This window comes from Streptomyces sp. NPDC026589 (assembly GCF_040638385.1).
In the GTDB taxonomy this organism is placed as follows: Bacteria; Actinomycetota; Actinomycetes; order Streptomycetales; family Streptomycetaceae; genus Streptomyces.
Window position 1 is genome coordinate 394,019 of record NZ_JBEZYG010000001.1, and the last position, 20,455, is coordinate 414,473.

General features: G+C 72.8%; 10 protein-coding genes. 5 read left to right on the top strand and 5 right to left on the bottom strand.

The genetic code is table 11. The features are described from left to right. Positions 1–82: 82 nt before the first annotated feature. The 3 genes from AB0F29_RS01660 to AB0F29_RS01670 form a co-directional block, all read right to left on the bottom strand. On the bottom strand, positions 83–2,857 hold the full coding sequence (locus AB0F29_RS01660) for an AAA family ATPase (RefSeq protein ID WP_361866645.1): 2,775 nt from the start codon (positions 2,855–2,857) through the stop codon (positions 83–85). Between the two features lie 535 nt (positions 2,858–3,392). Then, a complete protein-coding gene (locus tag AB0F29_RS01665; protein WP_361866647.1) occupies positions 3,393–4,154 on the bottom strand; it encodes an AfsR/SARP family transcriptional regulator in 762 nt (253 codons plus the stop codon). A 189-nt stretch (positions 4,155–4,343) separates the two neighbouring features. Continuing rightward, entirely contained in the window at positions 4,344–4,931 is a 588-nt protein-coding gene (locus AB0F29_RS01670) for a TetR/AcrR family transcriptional regulator (RefSeq protein WP_361866648.1), read from the bottom strand. Between the two features lie 147 nt (positions 4,932–5,078). Here AB0F29_RS01670 and AB0F29_RS01675 point away from each other — a divergent pair, with 147 nt between their 5' ends. The 5 genes from AB0F29_RS01675 (at position 5,079) to AB0F29_RS01695 (ending at position 13,041) form a co-directional block, all read left to right on the top strand. Further along, positions 5,079–6,560, top strand: a complete 1,482-nt coding sequence (locus AB0F29_RS01675) for an MFS transporter (protein ID WP_361866649.1) — start codon at positions 5,079–5,081, stop codon at positions 6,558–6,560. A gap of 150 nt (positions 6,561–6,710) precedes the next feature. Further along, positions 6,711–7,622, top strand: a complete 912-nt coding sequence (locus AB0F29_RS01680; RefSeq protein WP_361866650.1) for a TIGR03621 family F420-dependent LLM class oxidoreductase — start codon at positions 6,711–6,713, stop codon at positions 7,620–7,622. Positions 7,623–7,731: 109 nt separating this feature from the next. Continuing rightward, complete coding sequence (locus AB0F29_RS01685; protein WP_361866652.1) at positions 7,732–8,778, top strand: LLM class flavin-dependent oxidoreductase; 1,047 nt, start codon at positions 7,732–7,734, stop codon at positions 8,776–8,778. Between the two features lie 68 nt (positions 8,779–8,846). Further along, on the top strand, positions 8,847–12,005 hold the full coding sequence (locus AB0F29_RS01690; RefSeq protein WP_361866653.1) for a type I polyketide synthase: 3,159 nt from the start codon (positions 8,847–8,849) through the stop codon (positions 12,003–12,005). A 13-nt stretch (positions 12,006–12,018) separates the two neighbouring features. Continuing rightward, the gene (locus AB0F29_RS01695) at positions 12,019–13,041 is read left to right on the top strand and encodes an aldo/keto reductase (protein ID WP_361866655.1); all 1,023 of its coding nucleotides are present in this window, start codon (positions 12,019–12,021) and stop codon (positions 13,039–13,041) included. Positions 13,042–13,660: 619 nt separating this feature from the next. On the opposite strand, the gene AB0F29_RS01700 is transcribed toward AB0F29_RS01695, so the two are convergent. Together AB0F29_RS01700 and AB0F29_RS01705 are read right to left on the bottom strand one after the other, a co-directional pair. Then, on the bottom strand, positions 13,661–19,912 hold the full coding sequence (locus tag AB0F29_RS01700) for an SDR family NAD(P)-dependent oxidoreductase (protein WP_361866657.1): 6,252 nt from the start codon (positions 19,910–19,912) through the stop codon (positions 13,661–13,663). Then, complete coding sequence (locus AB0F29_RS01705; RefSeq protein WP_361866659.1) at positions 19,902–20,450, bottom strand: flavin reductase family protein; 549 nt, start codon at positions 20,448–20,450, stop codon at positions 19,902–19,904. The genes AB0F29_RS01700 and AB0F29_RS01705 overlap by 11 nt, the downstream gene beginning before the upstream one ends. Positions 20,451–20,455 lie beyond the last annotated feature (5 nt).

Sequence of the window (20,455 nt, forward strand, 5' to 3'; positions counted from 1 at the left end):
CGCGCCTATCCTCGCGACCTGCCCTAACAGGGCTCTGTACCACCGCTAAAGCCGTACGGCCGCACCGCACGGGACGCCCGCCTCACACGGCGTCGGCCATCAGCCAGGCCAGCTCGGTCCGGGAGGTTACGCGCAGCTTCCGGTAGATCCGGTTGAGGTGGGCGTCGACGGTGCGCGGGCTGACGTGCAGCCGTTTGGCGATGTCCTTGGTGCGCACCCCCGTACCGGCGATGCCCGCGATCTCCCGTTCCCGGTCCGTGAGCACCAGGAGGTCCACCTGGCGTCTGGTCCTGGCGTCCTCCGCCAGGTGGAGGTTCTGCTCCGTGGCGAGGCGGGCGGAGAGGCACAGGGCCGTCGCTTCCGGCGTCTCGGTGGGCAGGGACATCCCCTCGGCAGCGAGCAGGGCGGTGGCGAGGGCGTAGAGGTGCTCGGCCTCCTCCGCGCGGCCCTCAGCCCGGTGGTGGTGGCCGAGGGCGCAGTGGGCCAGAGCCTTCGCGTACGGGATGTCGAGCGTGCGAGCCGCCCGGTCGGCCCGGCGTGCCCAGCTCTGGAGGGCCGGGTGGCGGTCGCCCGCACCGATGCGGGCGAGGAGTTCGTACGCCTCCAGTCGCAACCGCAGGGGCATGTCGCCGAGTTCGTTGCCACCCCCCGCCGCGATCAGCATCTCCGTCGCGGCGCGGGCAGCCTCCGGCTCGGCCTGCGCGGCGGCGAGAGCGAGGACGGCGGCGTGCTGGTGCCACAGGGTTCCCGGACGCATCGTGCTCACCCGGTTCTGCGTCTGCTCCCAGAGCTCCGCCGGCCACTCGGGCCGTCGCCTGATCTCGCAGCTCGCGGCGACCGTCAGGGCCATGGCCTCGATGCCGGGGATGCCCAGCCGCTCGCCGCACTCGGCGGCGCGCTCGGCGATGCGCTGGGCCGCCTCCAGCCGTCCGGTACTGTTGTGCACCAAGGCGCGGCCCAACAGCAGCCCGGGGAGCAGGATCTGGAAGCTCTGTTCGCAGGCCAGGTCGGCGGCGCGGCTGAAGCGGGCGTCGGCGGCGGAGAACTGCCCGAGGGCCAGCGCGGCGTTGCCTGTGAGGGTCAGCAGGACGACCTCGTCGCCCAGCGCCCAGTCGGTGTGCATCTGCGGGGCGCACTCCTCCACGGCGTCCAGGGCCTCCCGCGCCGCAGTGACCTGGCCGAGGGCGGCGGCGCAGTACGCCCGCAGGCCGAGCGCGAGTGCCTGGTACATGGGGCAGCCGTTCGACCGGGCCGCGCGGGCGGCTCGTTCGACGGTGTCGGCCAGGGGCTGCTGCCCGTCGAGGAGTTGGACGAGGCAGGCCCAGATGGCCGGACGGGCGAACGAGGGCACCGGTGGTCCGACGGGCGTCTCGGTGGCCCGGTCCCGGGCGAGCAGGGCCGCGCCGGTCCGCCCGGAGAGGCCGTCGAGCAGGGCGCCCCAGGCGAGGGCGCGCAGCCGCTGATCCTCGGGGGCGCGGGCGCCGGGCTCATGGACGGCGCGCAGGGCGGCACCGGCCTCGTCGGTCCGGCCGCAGGACCACAGGGCACGGGCGGACAGCAGCAGCGCCTCGGCGCGGCGGGCCGGGTCGGTGGTGGCGTTGAGCGCGACCTGGACCCAGTCGATGGCGGTGTGCGGCCGCTCGCGCAGCACCTCCTCGGCGCCGCGCAGCAGGACGGTGACGTCGTCCTCGCCGCGGGTCTGCCGACACCCGGCGACGTGCCGGGCGCGGGCCGCCATCGAGACGCCCAGCTTGGCCTGGTGGTCGAGGGCCAGCCGGTGGGCGCTGCGGCGTCGGCAGGGGTCCGCGCCCGCGTAGACGGCCTCGCTGATGAGCGGGTGGCGGAACTCCAGTACGGCCAGGGACTCGGAGCGGCGCATCAGGTCGCGCTGGAGCAGGCCGGTCGCGGCGGCGCAGGCCCGCTGGACGCTGATCCGGCTGACGGCGGCGAGCGCCTCCACATCGAACCGGTCGCCGAGCACGGCGGCGCTCTCGGCCACGGTGAACTCGTCCGGGGTGAGCGGTTGGATCTCCCCGTGCACCAGTTCCAGCAGGTAGCCGCGGCGGCGGGGGTCGTCCAGCGCGAGGAGGTACTCCGGTATGCCGCGGCTCTCACGGTGCAGTCTGCGGGCCCGGTCGGACTCCTGGGGCAGGGAGAGCAGTTGGGCCGACTGCTCCGCAGTGAGCGGGAGCAGCTCGATCCGCTCGACGGTGCCGAGCTGCACGCCGTGGAAGAGGGTGCTGCGCAGCCAGGTGCCACGCAGCCATTCGGTGGCCTGGCGGTTGCGGTGGGCCAGGACGAGCACGAAGGGACCGGGGATCGGGTAGCGCACCAGGTGGTCCACGACGGCGGCGGTCTCGACGTCCGCCCAGTGGAAGTCGTCCAGGACCAGCGCGGTCGGCTGCTCCTCCACGAGCCGCTGGAAGAGGGCGCGGATCGCGACGAGGTGGCGCGCCGAGTGAGCGCGCTCGCTCAGTACGGCCCGGAGTGCCTCGATGTCGCCGGTGGCCGAGGAGGCCCAGATGCTGTCAACGACCGCTGCGTGGCGGGGCGGCAGGTGGGCGACGGCCTCCTCCGCCTCGGCGTAGGGCAGGGCTCGGGTGAGGGCCTGGAGCGGGGCGTGGTGGTCGGCCTCGGCGGCGAAGCCCCGGAAGACGCGGTATCCGCACTCCGTGGCGTCGTCGTGCAGCGCGTCGAGCAGATGTGTCTTCCCGGCTCCCGGGTCGCCGACCAGCTCGACGGTCCGCACCGGGTCGTCGGGCGATCTCAGCGGTGCCGCGATCTCGCGCAGTTCGCGCGGTCGTACGCTCCGGACTCTTTCAGCCGGCAGCCGGGATTCCTGGCTCGTTATACTCACGCTGACCTGTGCCTTTCCGATGAGTGCGATTGCACACCGAAGTTCGGCACTTTTGAATTGTACAAGCGAGTTGCTTCTCACACGTTGCGTCACGGGAGATTGGCGCAAAGTGACCGTTGCCCACGGGCCTCATCGCGCAGCGGCAAGATCTCCCGTGGGTACGGCGAGCATTTCTAGACACCGCGCCCGACGGACGACGCGCACGTCACCGCACGTCACCGCATGTCGAAGCGGAGCGACACGCATGACATCGGAGCGACATCTCCTTACGCTCCACAGAAACGGAACTGAGCGATCCGAATAGCCTGCCTCCGTGCGGCTCGAACGGAGATCCCCGGAAAACGGCGGTGTCCGTCACATGCAAGACACCAACCGGCCTCAAAGGAAAGTCGGGAAGGGCCATTTCACCGGAAACGACGAAGAGACCAGTCGGGAAATCGGAATTCGTGCGGTAGACATCGCCGACACCAGGGCACCCCTTCTCCGAGGGCGCCGGCATATGGGCGCCCCCCGGACGACGGGGCCCCGGCACCTCTCAGACCGCGACGCGGAGCTGGAGGCGGTCGTCGGCGAGGAGGATCGCGCGGTGCAGGTAGCGGAGCGAGGCGCAGGGCTCCAGGGCGAGTTCGGCGTCGAGCGTCGCGCGGGCGCTCTGGTAGGCCTGAAGGGCGTCGGCCCGCCGGTCCGAGCGGTAGAGGGCCAGCATGAGCTGCCGGTAGAACGCCTCGTGCAGCGGATGCTCGCTGACCAGGCTCTGCAGGACGCTCACCAGTTCGCGGTGGCGGCCGAGTCCCAGGCTCGACTCCACCAGCATCTCCGTGCACTCCAGCCGGACCTCTTGGAGCCAGGTGGTGAATCCGCGCACGACGGGGCCGTTCCCCGGCAGTTCCTCGTCATGCACGAGGGCGGAGGCAGCCTGGAGGGAGGAGACGGCCGCGGCGTGGCGCTGCTCGCGGATCTGGTTGCGGCCCTGGTAGAGCAACCGGCGGAAGGTGTTGACGTCCAGGTCGCCGCAGGGGATCTGGAGTATGTATCCCGAGGGCCGGGTCAGCAGGACCTCCGGCTCCCCCGGCCGCTTGAGGAACTTCCGCAACTGTGAGACGTAGACATGGAGGGCAGCCGTGGCCCGGCGCGGCGGGTCCTGACCCCAGATCTCGGCGATCAACTGCGGCGTGGAGACGACCTGGTTGGACCGGATCAGCAGAGCCGTCAGCAGGACGCCGATCTTCCGCGCGCTCGGGGCGGAGCTCTCGTCGCCGTCCAGTACGCGCAATCGCCCCAGAACTTCGAACTTCACGCTGCCTCCTACGGATGCGGGTGACGCGGTCGCGCCGTTGCGCCCGCCAGACCCCCAGATCGTCACAGCACCGAACATCTTTACGCATCGGAGAAACTACCTAGTTAGCCGTTCCTCGGCCGCGGTTCAGCGCCGCTCGGGCGGCGCTTCAGCGCGCCGACAGCGCCCCTGACCAGGCATCACACCTGCTCACTGACTAGCGAGGAGCCCCTTGGAGAGGGCGGGGAGGAGGCGCTCGGCGGAGGCGAACCCGTCGGTGGAGCGCTCGGCGACCCAGGCGACGGCGGCGACCAGTTCGAAGAGCACCGCGGCGTCGAACTCCTGGCGCGCGTTGCCCTCCTGCTGGGCGCGGCGCAGGATCCTTGCCCCCGCCTCGTGCATCCGGTCGCAGGAGGCACGCAGCGGCGAACCCTCGTCGTACATGCTGCTGACCAGGGACGCGGCGAGGCCGCGGCAGGTGCCCGCGTGCCGGGTGGCGGCGACGAGCCACAGCCGCAGCGCCTCGTCGGGGTCTTCCTCGGTGAGCAGTTCCTCGGCCCGCGCGTACAGCGCGTCGATACTGTCGGCCACCACGGCGGCGAGCAGGGTGTCGCGGTGCGGGAAGTGGCGGTAGAGGGTGCCGGGTCCCACACCGGCCCGTTTGGCGATGTCGTCGAGGGGTGCGTCCGCACCCTGCTCGCGAAAGAGTTCGGTGGCCACGGCCACCAGTCGGTCGTAGTTCCGGCGCGCGTCGGCGCGCATGGGCGGTCGCTGGTCGGCGGGGGTGGCCGGGGTCATGAGGACTCCTCGTCTCGCGGGCACGTTGAAAACGGACAGTGCCTCCGGTACGGTACCGACTCCAGACGGAGACTATCTCCGCTTGTCCCTCTCTTGCACCCGGACACAGCCCGTCCGCTGCCCCAACCCACAGGAGAAAGTCGGCACATGTCGCAATCAGCACGGCAGCAGAGCCAGGCAGACGGGACCATCCCCGAGGCGGGATTACCGACCCGCGGCCCGGCGATCCCCCTCGCCCTCATCGTGTCCTGCGAGTTCATGCTCCAACTGGACACCACGATCATGAACGTGGCCCTGCCCACCGTGCGGGAGGATCTCGGCTTCGGGGAGGCACAGCTCTCCTGGGTGATCAACGCCTTCCTCCTCGCCTTCGGCGGACTGCTGCTGCTCGGCGGGCGGGCCGGAGACATCCTCGGACACCGCAAGATCTTCGTCGCGGGCACCGTCCTGTTCACCGTTGCCTCCGCGATCGGCGGGCTCGCGCCCACCGCGGAGACGCTGGTGGCGGCCCGGGCACTGCAGGGAGTCGGCGCCGCTCTCGCCGCGCCGACCGGCATCGCCCTGCTGGCGACCAACTTCCGGGAGGGCGAGGAACGCAACCGCGCCTTCGCCATCTACTCCACCGTCGCCGGTTCCGGACTCGCCCTCGGCCTGGTCCTCGGCGGCATCCTCACCACCGGCCTGTCCTGGCGCTGGGTGCTCTTCATCAACATCCCGTTCGGCGCACTCGTCGTCGCCCTGGCTCCGCGGTACATCAAGGAGACCGGCCGCAATCCCGGCCGGTTCGACGTGGGCGGCGCGCTGACCTCCACCGTCGGCATGACCGCCCTGGTGTACGGCTTCATCCGGGTCTCCGAGGGCCCCTGGAGCGACCCGCTGGCGCTGGTCTCCTTCGCCGTCGGGGTCGTGCTCATGGCAGCGTTCCTCTGGATCGAGCGGCGGGCCGCGCAGCCCATCATGCCGCTGCGGCTGTTCACCCGGCGGACCCGCGCAGGCGCCTACGTCAACCTGCTGCTGATCGCCGCCACCCTCACCAGCATGTGGTTCTTCCTGGTCCAGTTCCTCCAGGGCGTCCTGGGCTACGACGCGCTCATCGCCGGCCTCGCCTTCCTGCCCATGGCCGCCGCGGTGTTCGCCGCCTCGCAGTTCGTGCCGAAGATCCTTCCCCGGTTCGGAACCAAGCCGGTGGCCGTGACCGGCATCGTCAGCGTCGGCCTGGCCACCTCGTGGCTCACCCGGCTGTCCCCCGACAGCGACTACCTCACCGGCGTGCTGGGGCCGCTGATCCTCTTCGGTCTGGGCGCCGGGCTCGCGCTCGTCTCGCACAACCTCACCGTGATGTCCGAGACACCCGAGGAGGACACCGGGGCCGCCTCGGGCGTCCTCCAGGCCATGCTGACCGTCGGCGGATCGCTCGGACTCGCTCTCCTGGTCACGGCGTTCGGCCGGTCCCTGCGGGCGGCGCAGGAGCGTCTCCCGGCGGGGCTGAGCGAGGCCGAGGCGGCCCAAAGAGCCCTGGCCGAGGGCGTCTCCGCCGCCTTCTCCCTCGGTTCCCTCTTCGCGGTCGTGGGGCTGCTGATCGCGGTCTTCGTGCTGCGCGGGAAACGCCCCGACCCCGAGGACGGGTGACGGGGTCCCGGCGGCCGCACCGCCCTCGGCCCCCGCTGTTCCAGCGAAAGCTCTGGCTCAGTCCGGCTTTAGCGCCGGTGGCCAGGATGGGCCTGCTCCGTACAGGCCATCCCCGGCGCGTGCGCGCGCCAGGAAACGAGGAGAGATCCAGTGTCCCTTCCTTTCCGGTTCGGCGTCAGCCTGCCGTTCATGACCTCCCGCGACGAGTGGATCGCCAAGTGCCGCAGAGCGGAGGAGCTCGGCTACGACGTGATCCTCATACCGGACCACCTCGGGATGCCCGCGCCCTTCCCCTCGCTGCTGCTGGCGGCGGAGGTGACGGAGCGGCCTCGGGTGGGCACCTTCGTCCTCAACTCCGGCTTCCACAACCCCACGCTCCTGGCCCGGGAGGCGTTCACCACGGACCTGCTGACTGGCGGCCGTCTGGAGCTGGGCTTCGGCGCGGGCTACGACCCCGACGAGGTCAAGCAGGCCGAGCTGCCCTGGCAGCCGCCGGGCCGACGGGTGGACCACCTGGAACACGTGGTCCGCACGGTCCGCCGACTGGCTACCGACGACTCGGTGCGGCCCCGGCCCACCCAACCCCTCGGCCCGCCGCTGATGGTGGCCGGTTCCGGGGACCGGGTGATGCGGTTCGCGGCGCGGCACGCGGACACCGTGGCGTTCAGCGGGGTCAAGCCCGCCCCCACCGGCGTCGACAATCCTCATGTCGTCGGTGACACGCCCAGCCCGTACACCCTGGCCGAGGCGGAGGCCGTCGACGAGCGGGTACGGTTCGTACGCGCCGCGGCCGAGGGCCGCGAGAAGGCACCGGAGTTCAACGTCATCGTGCAGAACGTCGCCGTGACGCGGGACCGCCGGGGTACGGCCGAGAAACTCCGCGAGGCGGGCCCCGACCTCTCCGTCGACCAGCTCCTGGAGGTGCCGACGCTGCTGATCGGCACCGTCGAGGAGATGGCCGAGCAGCTCCGCGCCCACCGGGAGCGCTTCGGGTTCAGCTACATCACCGTGGTCGAGCCCTTCATGGACGACTTCGCCGGCGTCATCGAGAAACTCCACTGACCAGGGCACGGCGGACGCCCGCGTGCAGTCCGCAATCCGGCGGCATCCCCCGTCACGCGGACGTACGCCGTGCCCTTCCCACCCGCACTCCCAGGAAGGGATGTCCTCCGTGACCGATCTCAGCCCGCTGCGCCTGTCGGTGCTCGACACCGTGCCCGTCTGGCAGGGCTCCAGCGCCGCCGAGTCGCTGCGCAACGCGCTCGATCTCGCCCAGCAGGCGGAACGACTCGGGTACGTTCGATTCTGGGTGGCGGAACACCACAACACCCCCAGCCTGGCCACCTCCTCGCCCGCCGTCCTGGTGGGCCAGGTGGCGGCGGCCACCACATCGATCCGGGTCGGTTCGGGGGCGGTCCTGCTGCCCAACCACGCGCCGCTGACGATAGCCGAGCAGTTCGGCGTGCTGACGTCGCTGCACCCGGACAGGATCGACCTCGGCATCGGCCGAGCCGCCGGAACCGACCCGTACACGGCCGGGCTTCTGCGCGGGGCGCGGGCGGCGGGCACCGAGCACTTCGGGCAGCAACTCGCCGAACTGGCCAGTTACTTCGCACCGCCCGGCGAGGCGGAGACGGACGTGTTCGCGGTGCCGCAGGTGTCGCCGGGTCCCCCGATCTGGCTGCTCGGCTCCAGCACTTCCAGCGCCGCGGCAGCGGCCCGCCTCGGGCTCCCGTACGCCTACGCGCACGTGATCAACCCGGCGGAGTGCACCGCGGCCCTGCGCACCTACCGCGCCGAGTTCCGTCCCTCGCCGCGCCTGGCCGCGCCGTACGCGATCGTCGCGGCCGGGGTGATTGTCGCGGACACCTCGGACGAGGCGGAGCGGCTCGGGCGTTCGTTCGCCCACGGCCAACTCCTCTCCCGCCTCCAGCGGGGCAGCACCCTGCCCAGGCCCGACCAGACGGAGGCCACGCGCTTCTCCACCGCCCATCTGGAGTTCATGCGGGAGCGGCAGGCCACCCAGGTCGTCGGCGATCCGGCCGGGGTGCGGGAGCGGCTGGTGGCGATCGTCGCGGACTCCGGCGCCGACGAGGTGATGGCACTGACCATGGTCTGGGACCACACGGCACGGGTCCGCTCGTACGAACTGCTCGCCTCCCTTACCGAGACGGCGCCGGTCGCCACACGCGCGGCGGGGGCCGAAGACCTGGGTTAGGGCCGCTTTAGAGCTCTCTTCGAGGATGGTGTCCTTGGCCGCCGCTGTCCTCGGGAGAGCAATACCTCATGGCTGATGAGAAGAAGCTGGTCGACTATCTGAAGTGGGTCACGGCCGATCTGCACCGGACGCGCCGTCTCCTCAAGGAGGCGCGGAACGCGCACCGTGAGCCCATCGCCATCGTCGGGATGAGCTGCCGGTATCCGGGCGGCGCCGACTCGCCCGAGGCGCTGTGGGGGCTGGTCGCCTCCGGCACGGACGCGATCACGCCGCTGCCCCAGGACCGGGGCTGGGACGTGGCCGCGCTCTACGACCCCGATCCGGCCCGGCACGGGACGACGACGGCGAGGGAGGGCGGTTTCCTGCCGGAGGCGGGCGCGTTCGACGCGGACTTCTTCGGCATCGGCCCGCACGAGGCCGGTGCGATGGACCCGCAGCAGCGATTGCTGCTGGAGGCGTCCTGGGAGGCCGTGGAGCGCGCGGGGATCGACCCCGCCGCGCTACGCGGCTCCCGCACCGGGGTGTACGCCGGGGTCGTCTACTCCGACTACGCACCCCGGCTGGACCAGGTCCCCCCGGAGTACGAGGGGCACTTCGTGACGGGCAGCGCGACCAGCATCGCCTCCGGCCGCGTCGCCTACCACCTGGGACTGGAGGGGCCCGCACTGACCGTGGACACGGCCTGCTCCTCATCCCTGGTCGCGCTGCACCTGGCGGCGCGGTCGCTGCGTTCCGGCGAGTGCGACCTGGCCCTGGTGGGCGGGGTGTCGGTGATGGGTTCACCCATGCTGCTGGTGGAGTTCAGCCGCCAGGGCGGGCTCGCCGCCGACGGCCGCTGCAAGCCCTTCGCCGCCGGGGCCGACGGCACCGGCTGGGGCGAGGGCGTCGGGATGCTCGTCGTGGAACGACTCTCGGACGCCCGGCGCAACGGGCACCGGGTGCTGGCCACCGTGCGGGGCACGGCGGTCAACCAGGACGGTGCCAGCAACGGCCTGACCGCGCCCAACGGCCCCTCCCAGCAGCGCGTCATCGAACAGGCGCTGCGCGACGCGGGCCTCTCCGCCGGTGAGGTGGACGCGGTGGAGGCGCACGGGACGGGCACCCGGCTGGGCGACCCGATCGAGGCGCAGGCCCTGATCGGGACGTACGGCGCGGCGCGGCCCGCCGGACAGCCGCTGCTGATCGGTTCGCTGAAGTCGAACATCGGGCACACCCAGGCGGCGGCCGGGGTGGCGGGCGTGATCAAGATGGTGCACGCCATGCGACACGGCACGGTGCCCGGCACCCTGCACCTGGACGGTCCGACGCCGCACGTCGACTGGTCGGCGGGGACGGTGCATCCCGTCGCCGCGAACACGCCGTGGCCCGAGCGCGAGGGCCCGCGCAGGGCCGCCGTCTCGTCCTTCGGGATCAGCGGGACCAACGCCCACGTGATCCTGGAGGAGCCCGTCGAGGAGGCTGTCGCGGAGCGCGACGAGGAACACGCCGCCTACGCCTCCCCCCGCCGTGAGCGCCCGGCGGGCGAGCACCCCGTACCGCTGCCGTGGGTGGTCTCCGGGCACACCCCGGCCGCCCTGCGCGCGCAGGCGGGGCGGCTGCGGGAGCATCTGGCCCGCGCGCCCGGCGCCGGTCTCGCCGACGTGGCGTTCTCCCTGGCCACCACGCGCACGGCGCTCGGACATCGGGCGGCCGTGGTCGCGGCGACCGACGAGGAGCTGATCGCGGGTCTGTCCGCGCTCGCCGAAGGCACCCGGCACCCGGGCGCGCTGCGCGGCCGGGCGGGCAGCGGCACGGTCCGGCCCGCAGTGCTTTTCTCCGGCCAGGGCAGCCAGCGCCCCGGCATGGGCCGGGAGCTGTACGCGACGTTCCGTGTCTACGCCGAGGCCTTCGACGAGGTCTGCGACGCGCTGGACCCGTACCTGGACCGCCCGCTGCGCGAGGTGGTCTTCGCGGAGCCGGACGGCGAGGCGGCTGCGCTGCTTGACACGACGGAGTACGCGCAGCCCGCGCTGTTCGCCGTCGAGACCGCGCAGTTCCGGCTGTTGCGGCGCTGGGGCCTGACGCCGGACCGGCTGCTGGGCCACTCGGTGGGCGAACTGACGGCGGCGCACGTGGCAGGCGTCCTCTCGCTGCCGGACGCGGCCGAGCTGGTCGCCGCGCGCGGACGGCTGATGCAGGGGATGCGCGGCGATGGGGCGATGCTGTCGCTCCAGGCCGCCCCCGAACAGATCTCCGTGCTGCTGGAGGGGTACGGCGGGCGGGTCGACGTCGCGGCGGTGAACGGGCCGTCCTCCACGGTGGTCTCCGGTGACGCCGACGCCGTGGAGGAGATCGCCGAGGCCGCGGCGGCCCTCGGGACGAGGACCAGGCGGCTCCGGGTGAGCCACGCGTTCCACTCCGCCCACATGGACGGCATGCTGGAGGACTTCCGCAAGGTCGCGGAGGGCATCTCCTACGCGCCTCCCGCGATCCCCGTCGTCTCCAACGTGACCGGCACCCTCGCCACCACGACCGAGCTGACCAGCCCTGGCTATTGGGTCCGGCACCTTCGGGGCACCGTCCGCTTCGCGGACGGCATGAGCTCCCTGGGCGAGGCCGGAGCCACCACGTTCCTCGAACTCGGGCCGGACGCCGTGCTGGCGCCGATGGCCGAGGCCTGCCTCGGCCGGGCCGCCACCGCGCTGCCCGTACAGCCGCGCTCCCGGCCGGAGCCGGAGGCGCTGATCACGGCCGTGGCCCGGGCTCACCTCACCGGCACCGTCTGGGACTGGCCGGAGGTGTTCGCCACGTGGGACGCCGGCCCGGTCGAGCTACCCACGTACGCCTTCCAGCACCGCACATTCTGGCTGAGCACGCCAGCCGCCGCGGCTTCGACGCTCGCCTCGCACGAGCACCACGGGCCCGACGCGGCGGAGCCGGGGGAACCGGAACGCCTCGACCTGGCGGACCTGTCCCCCGACGAGCAGGAGCGGGCCCTGATGGACCTCGTTCGGGGCTGCGCGGCCGACATCCTGGGCCACGCGGCACCGGAGGCCATCGAAGCCGACACGCGCTTCCTGGACATCGGTTTCTCCTCGTTCACCGCGCTGGAGGTGCGCAACCGGCTGTGCGCAGCGACGGGTCTGCTGCTGCCGCCGGTCGTCATGTTCGAACATCCCACCCCGCACGCGCTGGTCCGTTTCCTCCGGTCGGAGCTGGCACAGCCGGCCGACGCGGTCGCCGAGTGAGTCAGGAGCAGGTATGAGTGCACCGCAGCCGTCAGCAGGCGCCGGTGGTCCGCTGCCCACCCGGCGTCTGGGCCCCCTGGAGGTCTCCGCGCAGGGACTGGGCGGCATGGCGATGACCGAGGTCTACGGCCCCGTGGACGAGGCTGAGGCGGTACGCGCCGTCCACCGCGCCCTCGACCTGGGGGTGACCCTGCTGGACACCTCCGACGTCTACGGCCATGGCCGGAACGAGGAGTTGTTCGGGAAGGCGCTGAGCGGCCACCGCGACCAGGCCGTGGTCGCCACCAAGTACGGGGTGGTCCGGCACCGGGAGGACCGGGTGGGGCGCGGCGTCCGGGGTGACGCGCCCTTCGTCCGCCAGGCGTGCGACGCCTCGCTGCGGCGCCTCGGTATCGACCACATCGACCTGTGGTTCCAGAACCGGGTGGACGCCACCGTGCCCGTCGAGGAGACGATCGGCGCCGCCGCCGAACTGGTGCGGGCGGGCAAGGTGCGCCACCTGGGCCTTTCGGAGGCCGGGCCCGAGACGATTCGCCGGGCCCACGCCGTCCATCCGATCGCCGCGCTCCAGACCGAATGGGCGCTGTGGTCCCGGGACATCGAGCGCGAGGCCGCCCCGGTCTGCCGGGAACTCGGCATCGGCATCGTCGCCTACGCCCCGCTCGGCCGCGGACTACTGGCCGGGTCGGTCCCGTTCCTCTCCTCGCTGGGCGCGGACGACTACCGGCGGACCCTGCCGCGCTTCGCCCCGGGCAACTTCGAGCGCAACGCGGAGTTCGCCCGGGCACTGGCCCGCCGCGCCGCCCTGCACGGGCTGACCTCAGCCCAACTGGCGCTGGCCTGGGTGCACCACCGCGGCCCGGACGTGGTGCCGATCCCCGGCAGCAAGCGGCCCACCCACGTCGCGGAGAACACCGCCGCCGTACGGGCCACGCTGACGGCGGAGGAGCTGCGCGAGCTGGAGGAGCTGGTGCCCGCCGGGCAGGTGGCGGGCGAACGCTATCCGGAGAGCAGCATGCGGATGCTGAACCTGTAGGCGGTCGGCGCGGCGACGCGCGACCACGGACAGCAGGCCTCGGGCCCGGTCCCCCGTACGGTGGGGCCGGGCCCGAGGCATGTCCGCTCCCTCCGCCTGGCGGCCCGCCACTCCGGGCCGCCACCCCGGCGGCGGGTACGACGGAGCGGACCCGTGGGCGAGGCCGGGCGTCGTGTCCTGCCCGGACGACCGCGCCATGTGGCCGCGGAAGGGCGCGCAGCCGGGGCCCGCCTCTGCCTGCGCGACGGGGCCGGTCTTTCCGCCGGCGGGGATGGCATATCCGGTGAGGATGTCCGTGAGCAGGGCGGCGGTGGGCCGGCCGTCGAGGAGCAGGTGGTGGAAGTCCTCACCGCCCGGATGCTCTCCTCGGCGCACCGGACCGGAGTGAGCCGCATCAGCGGGGCCGGCTCCAGGTCCAAGCCCCGGGCCAGGTCGTCCGCGAGGAGATCACGCAGCGCGGCCTCGCGGGCGGATGGCGCGAGGTGCGACCAGTCGAGAGTGGTGACCGGCAGCTCGGCCCACTCGTGCACCGCCTGCACCGGTCGGGCCAGGTCACGCCACCGAGGGGCCGCCCGGTGTATCCGGGCGGCCCCTTTCGGGCACGTTCGCCGACGCCTCGTCAGCGGTCGGAGGCGGTCCTCAGCTCGCGGTCGATGAAATCGAACACCTCCTCCACCGAGGCCTCCTCGATCCGGTCGGCGTCATCCGTGCCGTCGTCCGGGCCGCTCCGCCAGGCGGCGGCCAGTGCCTCCAGCCGCAGGGCGATCTCGGCCCGCGCGTCCGGCTCCGCCGGGGCTTCGCTGAGCGCGGCCTCCAGTTCCGCCAGCCGCTCCAGCGGGGAGGAGGGCGCGGCGGAGGGCTCAGGCGACAGCTCGGCCAGCACCAGCCCGGCGAGCGCCCGTGGCGTGGGGTGGTCGAAGACCAGGGTGGCGGGGAGCTGGAGTCCGCTCACCGCGATGATCCGGTTCCGCAGCTCGACAGCGGTGAGCGAGTCAAGGCCCAGCTCCTTGAAGGAGCGGTCCACGGCGACCGTGCCGCTTCCGCCGTGTCCGAGCACGGCCGCCACTTGCTGCCGTACCAGCTCCTCCACGGCGCGCTCCCGCTCCACGGCGCCCACCGCGGCCAGTTGCTCGCGCAGGCTCACCGGGCTCGGCGCGGCCGCGCCGACGGCACGGGTCCTGGTGCTGACCAGCCCGCGCAGCGGCGGCTGGAGACGTCCCTCCGCGGCCAGTGCCCGCAGTCGGCCCGGACGCAGCGGTACAGGGAGGACGAGGCCGGAGTTCCCGGCGCGCGCCGCGTCGAACAAGGCCGTCCCCGTGCGCGCGTCGACCGGGACCAGCCCGCTGCGGGCCAGCCGCGCCCGGTCCGCTTCGCTGAGCCCGGCCACCATGCCGCCGTCCACGTCCCACATGCCCCAGGCGAGCGACACCCCTGGGAGCCCCTGGGCCCGGCGCAGCTCAGCGAGGGCGTCCAACGAGGCGTTGGCAGCGGCGTAGTTGGCCTGCCCAGGGCCGCCGAGCGTGGCGGCGAGGGAGGAGAACATCACGAACTGGCTGAGGTCCGCGTCCCGGGTCAGCTCGTGCAGGTTCCACGCGGCGTCGGTCTTGGGCCGCAGGACCGTGGAGAGCCGTTCGGGGGTGAGGGTATCGACCAGACCGTCGTCGAGCACGCCCGCCGTGTGGACGACCGCGGTCAGTGGATGGTCGGCCGCGATCGTGTCCAGCAGTGCCCGGAGCTGCTCGCGGTCGGCGGCGTCGCACGCCGCGACGGTGACCCGGGCGCCGTGTTCCGCCAGTTCCACGACCAGTTCCCGCGCGCCCTCGGCCGCGAGGCCGGACCGGCTGGTCAGCAGCAGGTTTCGGGCGCCGTGCACCACGACCAGATGGCGGGCGACCAGGCGGCCGAGGCTGCCCGTGCCGCCGGTGACCAGGACCGTGCCGTCCGGGTCGGGCGCGTGCGGGACGAGGCGGACCGACACCCCGAACGCCGTTTCGGCGCGCGGCGGTCCACCTGCCGCCGCCGTCGCGAAAGGCAGCGGCCGGACCTCTGCGTCACTCAGGAACTCCGCGAGGGCCTCTCCCCTCGGCTCGGCAAGATCGGCCGCATCCGCCAGGGAGATTACCCCGCCGCGCGGCGAGAGAAGGTGTCCGAGTTCCGCCTCCGGCTCCGTGCCGTCGAACCGGAGCAGCACGTCAGCACCGCCGGAGGGGGTGGAACGCAGCTCGGCCGCGAGGCCGGCGGTGAGCGTGGCGCTCAGGCGGTGCTCCGGCACCCCCGCGTCCCGCAGGCCCGGGAGGGTGTCCGGCGGGACCACCGCGAACACCTTTGCGCCCCGGCGCCGGGCCAGCCGTGCGGCGGCCACGGCCGTGCCGGGTGCCGTGCCGTGCAACAGCACGGTTCCGCCCGCCGGTAGTCCGTCGAGGGCGGGCGCGACCACCTGTACGGCCGCGGCAGCGGCGGCCCCCTCGGCGAAGGACCAGCCGTCCGGCAGTGACTCCAGGTTACGGGCGACGATCGCCACCCGTGTACCGGGGACGGTGTCGCCGGTTCCGGTCACCCGGTCCCCCGGGGAGAAGCGGGTGTGCCCGGCGCCGACCTCGGTGACGACTCCGGCGAGGCCCGCTCCGCGCGCGCTTTCCGCCGCCAGCGCCCGCACGGCGACGCGGACTTCATGGCCCGCGAGTGGCGCGGAACCCTCGGCACCCGGCTCCGCCTGGGGTTCCGTACGCAGCCGGGTCAGCCGAAACCGGTGCGGCACGCCGTCCCGGACCGCCCACTCGAACTCGTCGTACGCGGTCGCCAGCGCGATCAGCGCCGCCGGGTCGGTCAGCGGCCCCGACACGTCACCATCGACCAGCAGGAACCGGCCCGGCTGCTCCGAGGCCGCGGAACGGACCAGTCCGCGTACGGCGGCCGCCACGGGGTCGCCCGGCTCTCCGGGGCGTACGGCCACCGCGCCCCGGGTGGTGAGAACCAGTCGCCCGGCGGCGAGGGACTCCTCGCTCAGCCAACGCTGGATCAACGCGAGCGCGGCGGCACTCCGGACGTGCGTCAGCCGGGCGGGCTCCGCGTTCTCCGCGCCGGGGATGTGGGCGAAGACTGCCGCCGGTGCCGACTCCCCCAAGCCGACAGCGTCGACCAGCGCCTCCAGGTCCTCGTACGCGCGTACTCCCGGCATGTCGCCGAGGCGCAGCGGGTCGGTACCGATCACGGCCAGCGGGCCCACGTCGGCGCTGCCCGCGTCCACGGCGGGGGCCTTCTCCCACGCGGCGGTGTAGAGGTGGGCCGCGTCGGCGGGCGTGCGGCCGCGGCCGACCTCGGGGAAGGTCAGGAGGGACACGGACTCGGCGGTGAAGACCGGATTGCCCTGGGCGTCCGCCACCGCTACCCGCGTCCCGTTCTCCTCCGGGGAGAGCCGCACGCGTAGCTCGGTCGCCGCGACGGCATGGAGCCGCGCCGCACGCCACCTCGCCGGTACACGCGTCCCGTTCTCGTCCGCTCCGCTGGCGAGCAGCGGGAGGAGAGCGCCGTCGAGCAGGGCCGGGTGAAGGTCGTACGCCCCGGTCTCCTCCGGCGGAAGGGCCAGCTCCACCAAGTGGTCCGCTCCCTGGCGCCACGCGGCCCGGACGACGCCGGGCAGGCCGTGGTCGAGACCGGCGGCGACGGCGGCTTCCAGCTCGTCCAGGGCGACCGGCTCGGCTCCGGCCGGTGGCCACGTCGCGTCTCGCGCTCCGGGTACCTCGGGCGGGCGCACCTCCTCCGGAGTCAGCGTCCCGCTCGCGTAGGGGGTCCATGGCTGCGGTTCTTCGTCGCCCGAGGGCTCGCGACGGGCGTGCACGGTCAGCGGGCGCAGGCCGTCTTCGCCCGGCTCGTCGACCACGGCCTGGAGCTGGAAGGTGCCTCGCGCAGGCACGACCAACGGTGCGGACAGCTCCAGTGCGGCGACCCCCGCGTAGCCGACCCGGTCCGCGAGGTGCAGAGCCAGTTCGAGCAGGGCGCTGCCGGGGACGAGCACCGCGTCGTCGGAGGTGGTGTACTGCGCGAGCCAGGGGTGGGTGCGCTGGGAGAGGCTGCCGGTGACGACCAGCCCGTGGCCGTTGGCGAGGTCCAGCGTGGCGCCGAGGAGGGGGTGTTCGGCCGGGGTCAGCCCTGCCGCGCCGAGGTCGCCGGTGACGGCGGGTGCGTCGAGCCAGTGCCGGGTGCGGTCGAAGGCATACGTCGGCAGATCCACCAACCCGGCCGACGGACCGAAGACCGCCCGCCACTCCGGCGCCGCGATGCCCTCCACATGAACACGCGCCAGCGCCTCGACCACCGCCTGCGCCTCGCCGACATCGCCGGAAACACGCAGCGACGGCACACACACCACACCCGCGGAACGGACGAGCGAGGCCAACGTGGCATCCGGACCGATCTCCACGAACCCAGCCAGACCCTCCCCCCCGAGAACATCCAACGCCTCAGCGAAACGAACCGCCTCACGGGCATGCGCCACCCAGTAATCAGCCGAAGCCAAATCACCCCCAACAGCCCGACGACCCGTCAGCGTCGAAACCAGCGGCACCGCCGACGGACCATACGTCACCGATTCCGCAACCTCCCGGAACCCCGCCAGCGCCGGCTCCATCAGATACGAGTGGAAAGCATGACTCACCCGCAGCGACCGCGTACGGACACCCCGGCCCTCCAGAACAGCAGCCGCGTCCGCCAGCGCCTCACTCTCACCGGACAGCACCACCGACTCCGGCCCGTTCACCGCAGCCAGAGAAACCCGCTCCCCCAACAAACCAGCCACATCACCCTCACCGGCCCGCACAGCCACCATGCCACCACCCGCAGGCAGACACTGCATCAAACGGCCACGCGCCGCCACCAGCCTCGCCGCATCCCCCAACGACAACACACCCGCCACATACGCCGCCGCGAACTCACCAACCGAATGCCCGGCCAGCACACGAGGACGAACACCCCACGACTCCCACAACCGGAACAACGCCACCTCCACCGCGAACAACCCCGGCTGCGCAAAACCCGTCTCATGAACACGCTCGGACACCAACGCCTCCGCGAGAGGCACCTCCAACAGACCATCAAACGCCGCACACACCTCCGCCAACGCCTCCGCGAAGACCGGGAACACAGCCGCCAGACCCACCCCCATCCCCACCCGCTGCGACCCCTGACCCGCAAACACAAACCCCACACCCGAACCCGAACCCGAACCCGAACGCGAACCCCCGGACACCGACCCGGAGTTCACGATCACACCAGGCCCCCCCTCACCCACCGCCAACACCGACAACCCAGCCCGCAACTCCTCCACCGAACCACCCACCACAGCCGCCCGGAACGGCAACCCCGCCCGCGAACCCACCAACGACCACCCCACGTCCACAATCGACGTGCCCGCATCAACCGACTCCGCAAGCCGCACCGCCTGCTGACGCAACGCCGCCGCCGACCCTGCCGACACCACCCACGGCACCACCGCAGCCGGGCCGGGCACCTCGTCGGAGACCTCCACCGGCACCCGGACCGGCCCCTCTTCCACCACCACATGCGCATTGGTCCCGCCCATGCCGAAGGAGGAGACACCGGCGACCAGAGGGTGTTCCGGCCGGGGCCAGGCAGTGAGTTCGGTCTGGACGCGCAGGCCGAGATCGGCCAGGGGGATGTGCGGGTTGACGGTCTCGAAGTTGAGGCTCGGGGGGAGTTGGCGGTGCGCCACGCTCAGGGCGGTCTTGATCAGCCCGACGATGCCCGCGGCGCCCTCCAGGTGACCGACGCCCGTCTTCGCGGAGCCGACGAGCAGGGGGGAGCCGGCCTCCCGGGCGGTACCGAGGACCGCGCCGAGCGCCGACGCCTCGATGGGGTCCCCGAGGGGGGTGCCGGTGCCGTGGAGTTCGACGTACTGCGCCTCGTGGGGCTCGCGCCCGGCACGGGTGAACGCCTCGCGCACCACGGCTTCCTGCGCGGTGCGGCTGGGGACCGTGATGCCGTTGGTCGTTCCGTCGTTGTTGACGGCGGTGCCACGGATGACGCAGTACACGCGGTCGCCGTCGGCGAGCGCGGCGTCCAGGGGCTTGAGGACGACCAGCCCCCCGCCTTCGCCGCGTACGTAGCCGTTGGCGCGGGAGTCGAAGGTGTAGCAGCGGCCGTCGGGCGAGAGCCCGCCGAACTTCGCGGCCTCGACCGCGCTCTCCGGCACCAGGTTGAGGTTGACGCCACCGGCGAGGGCGAGCGTGGACTCCCCCTGGCGCAGGCTCTCGCAGGCCAGGTGGACGGAGACCAGGGACGAGGACTGCCCCGCGTCCACCGCCAGGCTCGGGCCGTGCAGGCCGAGGAAGTAGGAGACGCGGTTGGCGATCATGCTGCGGTGCAGGCCGGTCAGGGTGTGGCGGCCGATGGCGGCGGGGCCGGCGCGGTGCAGCAGGGTGGCATAGTCGTCCCAGATCGCGCCGACGTAGACGCCGGTGCGGCTGCCGCGGAGGTCGTCGGGGACGATGCGGGCGCCTTCCAGGGCCTCCCAGGCGAGTTCCAGGACGAGCCGCTGCTGCGGGTCCATGGCGGCGGCCTCGCGCGGCGAGATGCCGAAGAACCCGGCGTCGAACAGGTCGACCTGGTCGAGGTAACCGCCCCGGCGGGTGGGGACCTTGCCGGGGGCGTCCCGGTCGGTGTCGAAGTAGGCGTCGGCGTCCCAGCGGTCCGGCGGGGTGTCGGTGACCGCGTCCACGCCGTTGCGCAGGTTGGCCCAGAAGGTGCCGGGGTCGGGGGCCTGGGGAAGGCGGCACGCGAGGCCGACCACGGCGATCGGCATGTCGGAGCGGACCCCGCCCGCGGGGGTGCCGGCGGAAACGGACTCACTCACCATTGCTCGTCACTCCTCTTCGAACCGCTTCGAAAGCACGGAATCCGCCGTAGGCACCGCGGAAGAACAGCAGGGGGTCACTCGCTTCGGGCGGCTCCGAGGAGGTCGCCAGGTGGCGTACGCGGGCGAGGACGATGTCGTGGTCACCCGCGGGGTACTCGGCTTCCAGCGAGCACTCCAGCCAGGCCAGGGTTCCGGTGGGAACTGGCAGGCCGCCCGGGGTGTCGGGATGCCATTCCAGCCCGGTGAACTTGTCCTCGCCCCGGGTGGCGAGCCGCCGGCTGACTGGCATCTGTCCGGCGGCGAGGAAGTTGACGCAGACGCGTCCCGCCGCGCGCAGCACCGGCCAGGTGGTGCTGGTGCGGGCCACGCAGAACGCCACCAGCGGAGGGTCGAGCGAGACGGAGCAGAAGGAGTTGACGGCGAAGCCGGTGGGGGCGCCGTCGTCCGGGCCGGTGCCCGTCACCGCGGCGATGCCGGTCGCGAAGTGGCCGAGCGCGTGGCGGAAGGCGCACGGGTCGACTTCGGTGCGTTGTGGCACGTCTC

Excerpts from the sequence above, each read along its gene's own strand:
- AB0F29_RS01700 (WP_361866657.1), bottom strand. The coding sequence starts at position 19,912 with ATGGTGAGTGAGTCCGTTTCCGCCGGCACCCCCGCGGGCGGGGTCCGC.
- AB0F29_RS01695 (WP_361866655.1), top strand. The coding sequence starts at position 12,019 with ATGAGTGCACCGCAGCCGTCAGCAGGCGCCGGTGGTCCGCTGCCCACC.
- AB0F29_RS01675 (WP_361866649.1), top strand. The coding sequence starts at position 5,079 with ATGTCGCAATCAGCACGGCAGCAGAGCCAGGCAGACGGGACCATCCCC.
- AB0F29_RS01670 (WP_361866648.1), bottom strand. The coding sequence starts at position 4,931 with ATGACCCCGGCCACCCCCGCCGACCAGCGACCGCCCATGCGCGCCGAC.
- AB0F29_RS01690 (WP_361866653.1), top strand. The coding sequence starts at position 8,847 with ATGGCTGATGAGAAGAAGCTGGTCGACTATCTGAAGTGGGTCACGGCC.